This is a genomic window from Paenibacillus sp. SYP-B3998, assembly GCF_010820665.1.
Classification (GTDB): domain Bacteria; phylum Bacillota; class Bacilli; order Paenibacillales; family NBRC-103111; genus Paenibacillus_E.
Genome location: NZ_JAAIKC010000002.1, coordinates 374,440 through 391,210, shown reverse-complemented (window position 1 = coordinate 391,210; position 16,771 = coordinate 374,440). Strand labels below are relative to the sequence as shown.

The 16,771-nt window shown below is 46.3% G+C and carries 14 protein-coding genes; 11 read left to right on the top strand and 3 right to left on the bottom strand.

The genetic code is table 11. The annotated features are described in order from the left end of the window. Positions 1-79 precede the first annotated feature (79 nt). From GK047_RS09920 to ald, 9 genes are all read left to right on the top strand, one after another. Positions 80-862, top strand: coding sequence for an SDR family oxidoreductase (locus GK047_RS09920; protein ID WP_163944942.1), 783 nt, complete (start codon positions 80-82; stop codon positions 860-862). Positions 863-1,359: 497 nt separating this feature from the next. Further along, positions 1,360-2,289: an MsnO8 family LLM class oxidoreductase gene (locus GK047_RS09915; protein ID WP_163944940.1), complete on the top strand. Its 930-nt coding sequence runs from the start codon at positions 1,360-1,362 to the stop codon at positions 2,287-2,289. Between the two features lie 459 nt (positions 2,290-2,748). Beyond that, entirely contained in the window at positions 2,749-3,810 is a 1,062-nt protein-coding gene (locus GK047_RS09910; protein WP_163944939.1) for a LacI family DNA-binding transcriptional regulator, read from the top strand. Between the two features lie 19 nt (positions 3,811-3,829). Continuing rightward, complete coding sequence (locus tag GK047_RS09905; protein WP_163944937.1) at positions 3,830-4,951, top strand: glycoside hydrolase family 88 protein; 1,122 nt, start codon at positions 3,830-3,832, stop codon at positions 4,949-4,951. Next, positions 4,944-6,095, top strand: a complete 1,152-nt coding sequence (locus GK047_RS09900; RefSeq protein ID WP_240343867.1) for a DUF2264 domain-containing protein — start codon at positions 4,944-4,946, stop codon at positions 6,093-6,095. The genes GK047_RS09905 and GK047_RS09900 overlap by 8 nt, the downstream gene beginning before the upstream one ends. A gap of 148 nt (positions 6,096-6,243) precedes the next feature. After that, complete coding sequence (locus GK047_RS09895) at positions 6,244-6,636, top strand: hypothetical protein (protein ID WP_163944935.1); 393 nt, start codon at positions 6,244-6,246, stop codon at positions 6,634-6,636. A 275-nt stretch (positions 6,637-6,911) separates the two neighbouring features. Beyond that, complete coding sequence (locus GK047_RS09890; RefSeq protein WP_163944933.1) at positions 6,912-8,105, top strand: MFS transporter; 1,194 nt, start codon at positions 6,912-6,914, stop codon at positions 8,103-8,105. A 108-nt stretch (positions 8,106-8,213) separates the two neighbouring features. Next, positions 8,214-9,866 carry a PucR family transcriptional regulator gene (locus GK047_RS09885; protein WP_163944931.1) on the top strand — a complete coding sequence of 551 codons (1,653 nt, stop codon included), beginning with the start codon at positions 8,214-8,216 and terminating at the stop codon, positions 9,864-9,866. 118 nt (positions 9,867-9,984) lie between these two features. Further along, a complete protein-coding gene (gene ald / locus GK047_RS09880) occupies positions 9,985-11,100 on the top strand; it encodes an alanine dehydrogenase (RefSeq protein WP_163944927.1) in 1,116 nt (371 codons plus the stop codon). A gap of 153 nt (positions 11,101-11,253) precedes the next feature. Here ald and GK047_RS09875 read toward each other — a convergent pair whose 3' ends face one another. Genes GK047_RS09875 through GK047_RS09865 form a run of 3 tightly spaced genes read right to left on the bottom strand, consistent with a single transcriptional unit; the run spans position 11,254 to position 13,823 of the window. Beyond that, positions 11,254-12,117: a MetQ/NlpA family ABC transporter substrate-binding protein gene (locus GK047_RS09875; protein ID WP_163944924.1), complete on the bottom strand. Its 864-nt coding sequence runs from the start codon at positions 12,115-12,117 to the stop codon at positions 11,254-11,256. 21 nt (positions 12,118-12,138) lie between these two features. Continuing rightward, positions 12,139-12,801 (bottom strand): methionine ABC transporter permease, encoded by a 663-nt coding sequence (locus tag GK047_RS09870; protein WP_481855957.1) that lies wholly within the window; start codon positions 12,799-12,801, stop codon positions 12,139-12,141. After that, positions 12,798-13,823 carry an ATP-binding cassette domain-containing protein gene (locus tag GK047_RS09865; RefSeq protein ID WP_240343890.1) on the bottom strand — a complete coding sequence of 342 codons (1,026 nt, stop codon included), beginning with the start codon at positions 13,821-13,823 and terminating at the stop codon, positions 12,798-12,800. The genes GK047_RS09870 and GK047_RS09865 overlap by 4 nt, the downstream gene beginning before the upstream one ends. A 239-nt stretch (positions 13,824-14,062) precedes the next feature. Here GK047_RS09865 and GK047_RS09860 point away from each other — a divergent pair, with 239 nt between their 5' ends. Together GK047_RS09860 and GK047_RS09855 are read left to right on the top strand one after the other, a co-directional pair. Next, on the top strand, positions 14,063-15,718 hold the full coding sequence (locus tag GK047_RS09860; RefSeq protein ID WP_163944918.1) for a hypothetical protein: 1,656 nt from the start codon (positions 14,063-14,065) through the stop codon (positions 15,716-15,718). 23 nt (positions 15,719-15,741) lie between these two features. Continuing rightward, positions 15,742-16,701, top strand: a complete 960-nt coding sequence (locus GK047_RS09855; RefSeq protein WP_163944915.1) for an acetylxylan esterase — start codon at positions 15,742-15,744, stop codon at positions 16,699-16,701. Positions 16,702-16,771 lie beyond the last annotated feature (70 nt).

Here is a 16,771-nt window from a genome sequence, read left to right as displayed (position 1 = left end):
TCACGCATGACATTTGAGAAGTCCCTTCAAAAAGGAGTATGCTTGGAAGAGTACATGTAAAAAGAGAGGAGCGATTAGTGTGGATTTAGGGCTGCGAGGGAAGGTTGCACTCATTACCGGCGGAAGTAAGGGAATCGGTCTGGCCACAGCGATTTCTTTATCACATGAAGGGGCGAAATTAGCCATATGCGCGCGGAATCTGGAGCAGCTTGAAGAAGCGGCAGCGAAGATTACCGACCTGACGAAGGGGGAGGTTATCTTCGTTCAAGCTGATGTCAGCTCGGAAGAGGATTGCAAACGTGCCGTTGAACAAACCTTTGAGCGATTCGGTCGATTGGATATTCTTGTGAACAATGCAGGCACTTCAGCGGCGAAGCCATTCGAGCAAGTAGGGACAGAGGCCTGGCGGCAGGATCTGGAGCTTAAATTGTTCGGAGCCATTCACTGTTCCAGTTATGCCATTCCATTCATGCGCCAAGCAGGCGGGGGCTCCATTGTGAATATCACGACTTCTTCGGCGAAAACGCCACCTGCTTCATCGTTGCCAACTTCCGTTAGTCGCGCTGCGGGACTTGCTCTAACGAATGCGATGAGCAAAGATTTGGCAGCGGATCAGATTCGAGTGAATACGGTATGCATCGGATTGATTCGCAGCGACCAGATCGAGAAAAGCTGGCAAAGGCTCGCGCCTGAGTTAACGTGGGACGAGTTCGCCAAGGACCCTCGTCATGACATTCCACTTGGTCGGATTGGGAATACGGAAGAAGCAGCGAATGTCATCACCTTCTTATCTTCTGAAGCGGCTTCTTACGTAACAGGAACTTCTATCAACATCGACGGTGGAAAAGGAGCAGCGCTTTAATAGACTGCGTAGCCAATGGAGGTTCATACTGGATTTGTTTATTCAATGCAGTCCCAGAACGTGACATTGAATTTTTCTTTGAAAAGATTTGAAAAGATTACAAAAGTGATATTTATTCATATCGACATGATCAGCGGCCTTGTGTGAGGAAATATCTTTCGCGTAATTTCGCTCGCAGTATTGAATCGATTTAGCGACTAATAAGTCTTGTTGACCCGAGCTAGGAAGTGAAAGCGACGCTAGGGTCATTCTTTCAGGCAGAGGGTTTGTATGTATAAGTGCGTGCTCGCAAGCCTCGGACAGATGGTGTAAGAGTACTCCTTGTCGTTGTAGCTAACAGTCACGGACTCAAGAATATATTTATGAATAATCTGTGCACAGCATTAAGTATGAGGCGAAAATGGCTCGAATCGTTTTGAGCAGGAGGGGTCCCTGTTCACTCTTTTGTTGGCGCAATTTGTTCGAATTGTGCATTATGGAAAAAAGGGGGAGCGCTAATGAAGCTTAGCGTGTTAGATCTAGTGCCAGTTTTTGCGCCAGCTGATCCGGGTTATGCGTTAGAACAAGCGGTTATCCTGGCACAAGCCGCTGAGAGGATGGGCTATGCGCGGTATTGGGTTGCCGAGCATCATGATAAGCACGGACTCGCTTGCACGTCCCCTGAAGTGCTGTTGGCTCATATTGGAGCGCGCACGAATCGGATACGCATCGGTTCCGGTGCTTTGCTGCTGCCGCATTACAAGCCGATGAAGGTAGCCGAAGCCTTCCGCATGCTTGCCGCATTGTACCCAGATAGAGTGGATCTTGGCATCGGTAGAGCACCTGGCGGTTCGGCGCATGCCAGCATCGCCCTCAGTGGGAATTTCCTTGAGAACGTGCGTCAACTACCGCATTCTCTGAAAGCTTTGATGGAGTTTCTAGACAATGGGTTTGAAATGGAGGGTCAGCTTGTGACAGCCAGACCTGTTCCAGCAATTGCTCCCCAAGTATGGATGTTGGGTACGAACAAGAAGAGCGCTGATTTCGCTGCTCAATTCGGTACAGGGTATGTATTCGGTCAGTTTATGAGCGATCTTGACCCCAAGGAGGTTCTTTGCGCATATCGAGAGGCATTTAAGCTCCGCTGTCATACTGAGCAGCCGAAAGTTATTGCAGCTGTTCATGTCGTGTGCGCGGAAACGGAAATAGAGGCGCTAGCCTTGGCAGCAGAAGGAATTGCCTGGATGGCATCAGCTGAATCCGAGGAGCAAAAAGAAAGGATGCTTGCTCAAGAACGCAAGATGTTCGTTGGAACCCCTGCTGCTGTGAAAGACCAGTTAGATGAATTCTCCGAAAAATATGAGGTGGATGAGTTTCTAGTCATGACACACATTCGCAATTATGATAGTAGAAGAAAGTCTTATGAGCTGTTAGCAAAGATTTTATAAAAAGTCTATGTGAAATACCGAAAGAGCCGCTCCATTGGTAGGTCAACCTACCAACGAAGCAGCTCTTTTTTAGATCAGTCGTTCAGAATTAGTTTCAAGTTACGCTCTTTTTTTCTTACGCAAATACCAGACTAGCATAGAAACGAAGTCGCGGATAGAAGCCGTTTGGTTTAAAGCAAATGTCGTCGTCATAAGCAAGTAACCTCCCTAACCCTGAAAAAATGTCATGCTTGAAAAGTACTACGCAAGAAGTGGGGAGGAGGTTTTATTTTTTTTGAGAAGCTGATAGAACAGTAAATGAGCAAATATGAGCACGAATACGACAAGTAAAGCTGGAAGCACAGGAAAATGGCGGCACTGTTCCGGTTTTTTTTTGTATTTTGCGCTTGACAGGTTAAACGTTTCAATTTAATCTATAACTGAATGTTAAACGTTTAACAAAACGGAGTTGAAAGCACAATGAGTAAACCTAAACAAGTCACGATTGTAGAGGTGGCCAAAGAAGCCGGCGTTTCGATTGCCACTGTCTCCAATGTGCTGAATCGAGGTGGGATTCGTTCATCGAAAGAGACGATTCATAAAGTGGAGTTGGCTGCTGAGCGGTTGGGGTATCGGCGTAACACGATGGCAGCGGGGCTGAGCCGCAACAAAACGTATGAGCTTGGTCTTATCGTCCCCGGCTTGAACGGATATTACGGGCTGCTTGCCGAGCATTTACAGATTGAAGCGCATAATTCGGGGTATCATCTTTCTGTTTTCTCCTCTGGTGGATTCGATCCTGAGATCGAGCGCAGGAATTTGGAGGTTTTGCTTCAGCGCAGAGTGGATGGCTTGATCTGTCATGGTTTGGCTATGGGCTTTGAATCCACAAGATCGATTGTAAAGAGTGGTACGCCTCTCATTCTGATCAATGGTTGGGATTGGCCAGAAGATATCGCGCTTGGCGCAGTAAATTTGGGCTTCGTGGATGCTTGCGAGCAATCGGTCAGGCTGCTAGTTGAGCGTGGCTGCAAAGCGCTATGCTACGTTGGGAGCAAGAAGGCGAAAGCCGTTGATGAACAGCGCCGTATTGGGTTTAGCAGAGGGATTGAGCAGTATGAAGGCGTTATCCAACAATATGAAATGGTCGATGCGAAGGAGCTTCAAGTCGATGCTTTTTTGCGAAATCTGCATGCAAAGTTTCCGTCGCCTGTAGGCATCGTTGCTTTTGATGATCATGTTGCTTTACGGATTATTTCCGCTGCCCATAAGTTAGGTATCGAACTGCCCTCGCAGTTAAAAATAGTAGGCATTAATAATGATTATATTGCGGAGCATTGCTTCCCAGGCCTAACAAGCTGGGACATTCCTTATACCTATCAAGCCAAGATGGCAATCGGTAAACTGCATACAAAGCTTGGTCAGAAGGGCGAGTCAGAAGGTTCTGTAGAAAATTTGGACGATTTTGATCCTTCAAAAATGGCGTCTAGGGAAATTAACGTCCCTCTTACCTTAATTGAACGTTCAACAACAAACTCATAGAAGAGCGGAGTGAAAGCAGATGTGGAAACATGCGATTGAAGATGCCATTGAAAAGACAAAAGCGAATATTGAACGTTATGGTGATTTATTCCCCCATGTAAGCGAGAATGATCGTTATTTGCTGAATCCAAATGACGACTGGACGGATGGCTTCTGGTCAGGGATCTTGTGGCTTTGCTACGAATACACAGGCGACAAGACGTTCCAACAGGCTGCTCGTCAAACCGTAGAAAGCTTTAAGCTTAGATTAGAAAAGAACGTTGTACTCGATCACCATGACATTGGGTTTCTTTATTCCTTATCCTCCAAAGCGCAATGGATGATTGAAAAAGATGAAACTGCCAGATTGTTAACGCTGCAAGCGGCAGATGTTCTTTTGAAACGTTGGAGACCTAAAGGACAATATATTCAGGCTTGGGGACCGGAAGGAGATGAGCAGAACGGAGGCCGTATCATCATCGATTGCTTGATGAATTTGCCACTACTGTATTGGGCTTACGATCAGACGGGGGAAGCAAAATACAAAGAAGTTGCGGTAGCGCATGCGAATTTAAGCCGTCGTTATTTAGTTCGTGGCGACGATTCTTCTTATCATACTTTTTACTTTGATCCAGAAAATGGCGTGCCGCTGCATGGCGGAACTGCACAAGGGTATCACGATGGTTCAACGTGGACGAGAGGTCAGGCTTGGGGCATATATGGGTTTGCGCTTTCCTATCGCTATACGAGAGACCCGCTGTATCTAGAAACTTCGAAGCGGTTAGCTCGTTATTTCTTCGAACGTTTGCCTGAAGATCATGTCGTGTATTGGGACTTCAATGCACCGATTCATGCGGATACGAAGCGCGATAGCTCGGCTTCTGCAATTGCAGTTGCAGGTGCATTAGAGCTTTTGGAGCATTTGCCTGCTGGCGATGCGGATCGTGTATTCATAGAAAAGGCAATCGAGCTATCGATGAAGGGGCTGGTTGAGACCTATGCAACTATCGGCAAGCCAGATGCGCAGGGTTTCATTGAGCGAGGTTCTTACAGTGTTCGCGGCGGTCATGCACCTGATGATTACATGATCTGGGGCGATTATTATTATTTAGAAGCGCTTCTTCGCTTAGAAAAAGGGCTCAAAGGCTACTGGTATGAGTAGCCTCTCAGCTCAAATGAATGATCGTGCTTATTGGCTAAGCACAATGAATCGGATTGCCTCACCTGTTCTTGAAGCATTGGCGGCAAGAAAGCTTCGAGCAACGATGCCCGTTGAACGTAAAAAAGAAGAGCAGCTCGCTTACGCTCATCTAGAGGCATTTACCCGGACACTAGTCGGCATCGCGCCTTGGTTGGAGAGCTCCTCTGATGATGAAGAAGAAAAGGCATTGCATGGTCATTATTGCAAGCTTGTCCATGCTGCGATGGATGCGGCAACGGATCCGAATTCACCTGACTACATGAACTTTACAGTGGGACAGCAACCGATTGTCGATACAGCTTTTCTAGCCCATGCGATTCTTAGAGCGCCAAACGCGCTGTGGCGAAGTTTGGACCCACGCGTTCAAAGCAATGTCGCTCAAGCATTGAAGGCAACTAGAACGCGTAAGCCGCACTTCAGTAATTGGCTGCTCTTCTCAGCGATGATAGAGACAGCGCTCTTCGTTATGGGGGAAGAGTGGGACCTTATGCGTGTGGATTTTGCCCTCAAGCAGCATGAGCAGTGGTATCTCGGAGATGGTATGTATAGCGACGGTCCGGAGTACCATGCGGACTACTATAATAGCTTTGTTATCCAGCCAATGCTCGTTGATATTATCGAGCGTGTGAGCGGTGAGTCGGAAGACTGGGAGCATATGAAAGAGCCAATCTTGGCGAGGGCCATGCGCCATGCGACGATTCTAGAGCGTTCAATCTCGCCGGAGGGCACGTTCCCGGTGACAGGCCGCTCGCTCGCTTATCGCTTCGGTGCGTTTCAGTTACTTGCGCAGATCGCACAGCGAGGCGAGTTGCCAATGGAGTACGATCCGGCGCAAGTACGCTGTGCGCTTAGTGCGGTTATTCGCAGGCTGATCGAAGCGCCAGGTACGTTCGATGAAGCAGGATGGTTACAGATAGGCTTGTGTGGGCACCAGCCTGAGCTGGGTGAACCGTATATCTCTACGGGAAGTCTGTATTTATGTTCTGCGGTCTTCTTACCACTTGGCTTGTCAGCGGACAACGCCTTTTGGCGTAATGCCGAAGCGCCCTGGACCTCTCAGAAAGCTTGGTCGGGGCAATCTGTTGCGATTGACAAGGCAATATAACCAAACATGCGCTATTAAGCGTTCAGTTTCCTCGGAAACTGGCGCTTTTTTTGTTACAATTTTAAAAAGATGCTTAAACCCAAACGTTTGAGGTATACTATAAGGAAATTTGTGAGAAAGTTCGCATCTTATGTTCAGGAGACATTTCATGTTCATTCTTATCAAAGGCTCTGGCCGACAATCGGCTTATATGGAATTGATCTATCAAGGGACGCCTCTTAGTGTGCTATTTCAGTTCGGCGTTAACTACTCGATGCATATCTCGCAGAAAACATATGGGATTGTGGAGCGATCTGATGAAAGCAGGACGGATACTACGATCCTGCAGAAAGAGCTGCAAGGTCTTATGGAGCGGATTCTCTCGGAGATTTCTTGCAGCACTATTTTCGTTCACGGGGATTTCAGGCTTAGTGAAGTTTCAACATTGATGGAGCTAAGCAGAGCGAACGACGAGCGATTCACATTAATTGTATCCGTTTTGGACGAATCGCTTCCTAGCGGTGAAATCATTATTGAAGAAATCAAGCATGAGCAAGGTTGAACCTAAATTTTATACAAAAAAACGATGACCTAGACGTCATCGTTTTTTTGTATTTAGTAGGAATAATACCAATCTGCAAGCATTTTAAAAATCCATATTTGTTCCTTTACTCAAATAAACTTATTGACAATAATTGTAGATAAGTTACAATTAACGAAGGTCATTTACGTAAATGGTTTAGCAAAAATATTGGGGGAGGCTGAAAAAATCGATTTATTGAGATGGCGTCATTTTGAAAAAAGAGTACTTATTCAGTCTGAAAAGGGGTTTTTAGCATGGCAGAATTAGTTGGGAAAGTAAGTGAATCATCTTTGAAAAGGTATCCATTAATAACGGCCATACTTGTATGGTGCGGTCTAATCGTGGTGTCAAGTTTATATATTACCCTACCAATGGGTTCTTATTTTGTAAGTACATTCAAAGTTACTCCGGCGATTGCTGCATGGACCAGCAGCGCTTTTTCATTCGCTTACGCCGTAGGCTTTTTATTATTCGGTCCCTTATCCGATCGATTCGGCCGAAAACAAATGATGTTTTCGGGTTTGGTTGCATTGTTATTCATTACTCCGACACTGGGTCTCATGACAAACCTGTCTGGTTTAATCGCGCTCCGTGCGGCGCAAGGCTTAGCGGCGGCGACTTTTGCCCCAGCTGCACTTGCCTACATAGTAGAAATGTTCCCGGTGGGAAAAAGGGTAACCACAGTGGGATTTGTCAGCACTGGTTTTTTGATGGCGGGAATTGTTGGACAGATTTTTAGCAGTCTCATTAGCCAAAGCTTGGGCTGGCCTTATGTGTTTTACTTTCTTGGCGCTTTGTATTTCTTATCTGCTGTATTGTTGGGTGGACTCGTTCCAAAAGGCGAAGTTCGCCAAACAACAGAAAGTGTACTAGCTTCATTTAAGCAGATGGGAGTTATATTAGTCCGCAAGTCGTTATTCGTCTGCTATCTGATAACCGTAACACTCCTGCTTTCGTTTGTTGGGATGTACACGGCTCTCGGAAATCACCTAACCCAATCCCCCTTTGGATTAAACGCGAGTCAGATTTTAATGGTAAGAACGGTAGGGATTTTGGGGATGGTCTTATCCCCATTCGCAGGACGTTTAGTAGGAAAGTTCGGAATGAAGGTAATACTGCGAGTTGGATTAGTATTTGCTGTAGCAGGTCTTGCTGCGATTGGAATTAGCTCCAGCCTTACCCTATTAATTGTCATGAGTGTCGTTTTTGTGGCTGGGATTTCAGTTACGGTTCCTACGCTGATCTCGTTGATTGGAAGCATCGCGGGAGAAGCACGCGGCGCCGCTGTCACCTTATACATGTTTATTTTATTCATAGGGGCAACTCTTGGCCCTATTGTGGCCTTGAATCTTTTGAAAATAGGGGGCTATATCCTTACGATAGAAACGTTGGCTGCTCTTTTAACTATTGCCTTTTGTTTATCTTTTTTTGTGAAACCAAAACGTTGATGGTTTCAAAAGCTCATCTGTGAGCTTTTCTGCTTTCATCTTCCCCATCTTCTCTGCTATGCTAATTGCAAAGGCAAGTTGTTCAGGAAGAAAGTGAAGTGAAAACGTTTGAATCAGGGCTATCAATTAACGGTACAAGAAGTGTTGGAAAGGCCTCATTTCCAGCATGCTTATCTAGCAGCAGGTAAACAAGGCTTACAGCGTTTAGTACGATGGGTTCATATTATTGAGGTCATTCAGTTCGAAGAATTGCTGCAAGGCGGTGAAATGATTCTGACGACGGGTGCCGCATTCAAGTCAGATACGCAATTGTTTATGACCTATTTGGAACAATTGATCAATAGAAATGTGTCGTGCTTATGCATTGAAATGGGGCATTATCTTAGCTCGGTTCCGCCAGCATGGATTGAGATCGCGGAGACGTCCGGATTCCCGCTAATTATTTTTCCGCAAGCGGTGAAATTCATCGACATAACGCAGGACATTCATGCGCATATTATTAACCAACATCATCAGACACTTCAAGATTTGGAAAAAATTTCGCGCGAATTCCATCGCATGACCTTAACTTCGCAAGGCGTAACGCATGTGCTTCAGCTGCTGCAGAGCAGCACCAAAGCACAGGTCATTTATGTGCCTTCAGAGGGGCATCCAAAATTTATTCCGCACGTTACAAGTCGCGAATCCCAACGATGGATGGAGCTTTTGGAAGGGCGCTTGCAAGAGAGCGCCGAGGCGGGCAATACGGCTTCGCCATCGCTCATTGAAGTGGATGCGAATACAGTTATTGTGCAGCCTGTGGGTGCGATGGGTAAAACGTGGGCACATATCGTTATGGTACTCAGTCGGAAGCCGCAGGAGTACGAGTATTTAATTCTCGATTCCGCTTCGCTGTCCATTGCGCAGGATTTGCTGCGTAAGCGTTACATGGAAGAACGCAAACTATATTCGCAGACCTTATGGGTAGACGATCTGCTTCATCTACGCATTCGTGATGAAGACCAGGTTAAGGTGTTAATCGGCAAAGATTTTAAACGGCTGAATGAACTTAGTTATCATGTGTGTTTGATTGAATTTGAACACGAGCTAAGCAGCGCGAACGCCTATGAAGGTGACGGTATCGAATCGCTTGGCATCCACCTGTCGATGACCGTTCGATCTGTTTTTGAGCAGCAAGCGTTCTATCCGCTTATTACGCTCAAGAACAATCGACTTGTTGTCGTTGCTTTCGATCAAACACCGAAACGATCTGCAAAGGAAAGGCTGCAGCATGTTTTTCAGTCACTTCAGCATATGAAAGCCGACGAAGCGGTGAAGCTGGTCATTGGCGTCGGAAGATCGAATCGAAATATGATGAATGCGTATGTAGGCTATCAGGAAGCGATTCAAGCGATTTCCTTATCTCCGACCCTACAGAGGATAGTTTTGTTCTTTGATGAACTTGGTGTGTTCCAGCTGTTGTTTCATATCACCGACAAGCAGATCCTGCATACCTTCGTAAGGACCTACTTAGGTCCGCTCATCGACCACGATATGACGAGAGGCAGTGAATTACTGCGTACGTTGAAGGTTTATCTTGACTATGACGGCTCGAAGCAAATCGCGGCGCAGCAGCTATTTATCGTTCGTCAATCTTTGTATTACCGTTTAGAGAAAATCGAAGAATTGCTCGGTCAAGATTACATGTCTGCAGAAAAAAGGCTGGCCTTGCAGGTCGGGATTCGGGCCTATCAACTGCTGTACCCGGATGTGAAAATGTAAAAAAGAGTGTAAAGTTTCGTTACATTATGTCTAATGGAACGCTATCCGATTGATTTTATACTTGGAGACAAGTACAGAATGATCTGACCGAAGGGTCATCACGAGAGGGAGAATAACGATGATTATTGGCGTTCCTAAGGAAATTAAAAATAATGAGTACCGCGTTGGAATGACGCCGAGTTCGGTGCTTTCTTACACGAAAGCAGGTCACAATGTAAAAGTAGAAACACAGGCTGGACACAGCATCGGATTCACCGATGAGGATTATAAACAAGCTGGAGCAACAATTGTAGCGACTGCTGCTGAAGTATGGGCCGCAGAAATGGTTGTCAAAGTAAAAGAACCGCTTCCGAAAGAGTATGATTATTTTCATGAAGGCTTAATTTTATATACCTATCTCCATTTAGCCCCTGAAGCAGAACTAACACATGCATTAGTTGAGAAAAAAGTAACTGCGATTGCCTATGAAACCATTCAACTGGACAATGGCAGCCTGCCACTTCTCACGCCAATGAGCGAAGTAGCTGGCCGTATGTCCATCCAGATCGGTGCTCACTTTTTAGAGAAAGCGCATGGCGGCAAAGGGATTTTACTGAGTGGAGTACCAGGCGTGGAGCCTGCTAAGGTCGCAGTAATCGGTGGCGGTATCGTAGGCACCAACGCAGCGAAAATGGCAGCTGGACTTGGCGCTGATGTTACGATCGTGGACCTGAACCCAGACCGACTGCGTCAATTGGACGATCAATTCCAAGGACGCGTGAAAACAGTCATGTCGAATCCGTACAATATCGCAGAAGTTGTGCGCCGCGCTGATCTAGTCGTAGGTGCCGTGCTCATTCCAGGAGCGAGAGCTCCTCGTCTGGTAACAGAAGAGATGGTACAGGCGATGAGCCCAGGCTCAGTCATCGTCGATGTAGCGATAGATCAAGGCGGCTCCATTGAGACAATTGACCGGATTACGACCCATGATCAACCTACTTACCTGAAGCACGGCGTTATTCATTACGCGGTTGCTAATATGCCGGGAGCTGTCGCACGGACTTCAACACTCGCATTGACGAATGTAACTACCCCATATGGTTTACAAATCGCTAACAAAGGGTACGTTCGTGCTGCTATGGAAAACAAAGCGATCGCCAAAGGCATTAATGTGGTAGGCGGCCAGGTGTCTTATCAGGCGGTAGCTGAGGCCCACGGCTACGCGCACACGGATATTTACTCTCTCTTACAATAAAATAAGACTGGTTATAATAATAGAAACCTAACGGCTGACCGTTAGGTTTTTTTGCTTCATGGCGATATAGATCAATACTTGAGCGTACTGGCTTGTATCGTTACGAAATAAGAAAGAGCCTCAGTACAAGTGACTGGGGCTCTCTGTGAGGTCTTAAAATGCAGGTACAATCGCACCTTTATATTTGTCTTCAATGAATTTTTTTGCGTCAGCGGAGTTTAGCGCCTTTGCCAGTTTTTGCATCGCTTCGGCATCTTTGTTATCCGGACGGGAGACAAGGATGTTCGCGTAAGGAGAGTTTTTATCCTCGATGAAAAGGGCGTCTTTGGTTGGCATTAAATTCGCTTGTAGCGCGTAGTTTGTGTTGATCAGCGCAAGATCGAATTCGCCGATAGTGCGCGGCAGCATAGCTGGGTCTAGCTCTTTAATTTGCAGTTTTTTGTTGTTTTCTACAACATCTTTAACTGTACCCTTAATTCCAACGCCGTCTTTCAGCTTGATTAGTCCATTTTTTTCCATAAGCGCAAGTGCGCGACCAGCATTGGATGGATCGTTAGGGATTGCAACAGATGCGCCATCTTTCAATTCGGCTGCGGATTTTACTTTTTGGGAGTACGCGCCGAAAGGCTCAATATGTACGCTAACGACTTTCACCAGGTTTTCGTTTTTGTCTGTATTGAATTGATCAAGGTAAGGCTGATGCTGGAAGAAGTTAGCGTCCAGCTGTTTTTCAAACACTTGTACGTTAGGCTGCACATAATCGTTAAACTCGATAACCTCAAGGTTGACGCCTTGTGTTTTTAATTGGGCCTTAACTGCGTTCAAAATTTCCGCGTGTGGGACAGAGGATGCGCCGACTTTAAGGGTAACTTCTTTGGCCGCGGCTGGAGTTGCCGATGCGGCTGGGGCTGGGGCTGCGCTTGCAGCAGGGGAAGGACTTTGTGCCGGTTTTTGTCCACAAGCTGTCAAAGCAAACATAAGGAACAAAGCGACAAGAGATACTGTAATTTTTTTCATGTTGGTTTCTCTCCTATTTCTTTATTTTTTATTAAATCTTGTGACGAGTCGATCACCGACGGTTTGTAGTACTTGAACGAGTACAACTAGGATGATGACGGTCACAATCATAATATCGGTGCGGAATCGCATGTAACCATAGCGGAGCGCTAAATCTCCGAGTCCTCCCCCACCGACAACGCCAGACATGGCAGAGTAGGAAAGCAGGGCGACAGCCGTCACGGTGACGGCTGAGATGAGACCCGGGCGCGCTTCCGGCAGTAGGACGCGCCAGACGATTTGCCATGGGGTTGCGCCCATGGATTGCGCGGCTTCAATGACTCCGCTCTCGATTTCACGAAGCGCAGATTCTACGAGCCGCGCTAGAAACGGCGCGGCGGCAATGATTAAGGGGGGGATTGCCCCTTTCACGCCGATAGTCGTATGAACGAGCACCTTCGTAATTGGAAAGACCGAAATCATTAAGATAACGAACGGAACGGAACGCAAGATATTGACGACGAGTGAAAGGACCCCATAGAAGGGCAAGTTTTGCAGCAGCTGGCCTCTAGAAGTCAGGAACAGAATAATGCCTAGAGCCATGCCAATAACGATGGTGAACAGCAGCGACCATCCGAGCATCACTAGGGTATCTCCTGTGGCTTTACTGATTTCAGACCAGTTTATATCCCAAGTCATGTTCATGGGGTGATTACCTCCACATCAATTCCTTCCTGCTTCAGCCTCGTAATAACGGCATCGATCTCATGTGAATCGCCACCGGTCAATTCAACGACAAGCTGTCCGTAGGGTACATGCTTCATTGAAGAGATCGTTCCCTGCAGGATAGCGAAAGAAACTTGTGTTGACTTCACAATTTGAAACAGGATGGGCTCATAGGTTTTCGCGCCAATGTAAGTAATACGAATCAGCTTTCCACGAGGTGAAGTTCGCAGTATGGAGTCGTCCTCTTCGTGGCTAGATCCAAAGTCTGAGACTTGGCCAACGAAATCTTTTGTTACCGCGTGCTGCGGCTTTAAGAAAACATCAAGGACATTACCCGTTTCAACGATTTGACCGTTTTCCATAACAGCTACCCGATCGCATATCGCGCGAATTACTTGCATTTCGTGTGTAATCAGCAGGATAGTAATCCCTAGCTTCTTATTAATATCAAGAAGTAACGATAGGATCGAGTTCGTTGTCTGCGGATCGAGTGCGGAAGTGGCCTCATCACAAAGTAGAATATCGGGATGATTAGCAAGTGCTCTTGCGATGCCGACCCGCTGTTTTTGTCCGCCAGAAAGCTGATTTGGAAATTTATGCGCATGTTCCTGCAGACCGACTAACTCAAGCAATTCCTTTATGCGTGTTCCAATGACCGATGTCGCCATCCCCGCAAGCTTCAAAGGAAATGCAATGTTATCCGCAACCGTCGCGGAAGAAAGTAGGTTGAAATGCTGGAAAATCATCCCGATTTTACGGCGTTTCGTCTGCAACTGTCTTGCATCGAGGCGTGTCATTTCTTCTCCGTCAATCTGAATGGTACCGGAAGATGGCCGCTCCAGCATGTTTACACAACGAAGCAAGGTGCTTTTACCAGCACCAGAATGACCGATGATGCCAAAAATTTCGCCTCGATTGATATGTAGATGAATCTTTTGAATGGCCGGAACGCGTCCAGGAACATTCTCATATATCTTTTCCAAATGTTCGATATGAATCAGGATGAGGACCTCCATTCCTTGGCAAATTTCATGATTTTATATTTTGGCCGACGGTAGGTTATTTTATAAGAAAATACAAGTGTAATCAACCACTAATATTTGGCAAAAGATAGAAAGGGCTCGCATTGACGCAAGAGAGGTTAACCTTTAAAATAAATTTAAACGTTTCAATTATAGCGATTACAGGGATTACTAGAAGGTTGTTATGCCGCTGTATTTTTACTTAAGGGGATGAAAAAATGTTAGATCTACATCAGAGAAAGCAAGAAATCATCGGGAAAATTGCCCGAAAAGCTTTCGAGCAGCCACTGCTTCGTTCTGGGTTATTGTTCGAACATGATATACGGGATAACTTTTACTATGCTTCTTATTTATTTGTGGGCTCGTTAGATGAACAATTAACAATTTTTATTGATGCAGATTCTGCGAAGACCAAAGCTGAATCTCTTCTAATGAAGGTGTTGGAACTGCAGGACCAAAACCCAATAAGCTCGACTTATGGGCATTGGCCGCTGCATCTTCGGCCTACCCCGCAAGAAGCTCCGATCAATACCTTACCGGTTGAGCTTATGGGAAGTCTAATGGTTTACTTTTATGAGCGGTATCGTCATGTTTTTAGCGAGCCTCTGCGTGTGTCCTTTGAGATTGCGTTGCTACATATTTATCGCAGCGATTTCTATAGGAAGCCGCTCGAGCATTATCATCATCATGAGGCAAAGTATACGGCTACGAAGCTGATTCTTGGACAGTTTTATCAAGATCAGAAGTTACTGGAGGATGGGTACCAAAGTTTATGCCTGACGTTGGAACGTATCACTGCCATGGGGATGTCGGAGTATGGAGGCTTACCCTGGTTTTGGCATTGGGTTCAAGCCTTTACTTGTGCTTGGGAGCTAACTGAGCATGCGGAGATTAAAACTGCCTTGGCGCAAATGCTTGATTACTTATGGCATGTTCGCTCAACGTATTATTTGCAGGGGGCCTGGGTTGGCGCCCATTCCCGAGGCTGGCCTCACGATATTCCACAAGATAAAAATGTGCTGTTTGATTATGTTCAATTCGGCGATTTCACTTTACCTGAGGACATGCCGCGTACAGAATATGCTGGATTCTTGTCCTACGAAGCGCCGGCTCTGGCAAGATCAACTGCCCTTAATCGCGCAATCCCTGTCGAAGTAAAACGGCTCATACCGCCTCCTGCTGCTCTTGCCGAATATGGAAAGGACTGTCTGCACAGCTATGTGTATATCACAGAGAACTATGCTATTGGCGGCGTTTGGGAACGTGCATTGGAATTTGACAACGAACAGCATCGCTGGGATGTGACACTGCCAATCACCGCAGTTGAAGGTGTAAATCGAGCTTTCTTTTTCCATCCGGGAAAGTGGTATGCGGAGGGGGATTTACGCCATCAGAGTGAATTTTCAGAAGTTCTCTTTCACCCCAACGTCGTCGTTGCAAGATATCAAATTCCAGCGGAACAACCCGATGAGATTATTGGTTGCTTACCGCAGGGGGAGTGGATCGAAGAGCCACAAGCACTTTATGGCCGATGTGGTAATGTCTTTATGGCTGTTTACGTGCAGCAGCCCTATCGACGAGAAGTGCTGGCAGATCGTTCTGTCATTAAAAGTTCGGGCAGAACGAATGCAATCATTCTGGCGTGTACGGATATTGTAAATGCCCAAACGAGAGGGATTATCGATCTGAATCAGTTCGCGGATGCTATGCGTCAGCAGCAGCCAATTTATGCCCAGTCGGGCGAAGTTGGACAGGCACTTACATATACAACTTTACAAGGTGAAAAGATTGCGTTTATGATAGATGAAGTGGGGAATATTACTAGATTTGTGAACGGTAAGGAGATTGATTTTAATGACTATACAGTCTCATAAATTAGCAAAAGGGGGTTGCTCAGATGCCATTATTTGATCTTTCGTTAGATAAGCTTGTGACTTATGAAGGGCGCAATCCACGTCCAGATGACTTCGATGCTTACTGGGATCGCGCAATCGCAGAAATGAGAGCCGTTGATGCTCAAATTGAACTTCGACCAAGCCAATTTCATGTGCCTTATGCGGATTGCTTTGATCTTTATTTCACAGGTGTAGGCGGCGCTCGTATTCATGCGAAATACATCCGACCGAACCACGTGAAGACACCGCACCCGGCAGTTGTTCAATTTCATGGATATTCAAATAATTCGGGAGACTGGACCAACAAATTAGCCTATGTATCTCTTGGTTTTTCCGTGTTTGCCATGGATTGTCGCGGACAAGGGGGAGGCTCAGAAGATGTAGGTGGGATCAAAGGAAATACGTTGAACGGTCATATTATTCGTGGATTGGATGATCACCCGGACCAGCTGCTGTTTCGGCAAATCTTCCTCGACACCGCACAGCTGGCAAGTATTGCAATGAATATGCCAGAGGTGGACCCGGAGCGTGTTGGGGCTATGGGCGTCTCACAAGGTGGAGCTCTGACTATTGCCTGTGCGGCCTTAGAACCTCGGATTAAGCGGTTATCCTCTGTTTATCCTTTCCTCAGCGACTATCAGCGCGTCTGGGAGATGGATCTGGCCAAGGATGCTTACGTAGAGCTGAAGGATTACTTCCGTAAGTTTGATCCGCAGCATAAGCATGAAAAGGAAACGTTCCTTAAGCTAGGCTACATCGACATTCAACACCTTGCGGAGCGCATTCAAGGGGAAGTGTTGATGGCGGTCGGTCTTAGCGATACCATATGCCCGCCTTCGACGCAGTTTGCGGCTTACAACAAAATCAAGGCGAATAAACAATTGGAGATCTTCCCTGATTTCGGTCATGAACATTTGCCGGGATATGACGATAGACAGCTTCAATTTATGTTGAAGCTCTGAGCTTAGGACTCGAAAATGTATACAATAGGCGCCTCTTCCTTGGGAATGAAAATTCTCATAAGAAGAGACG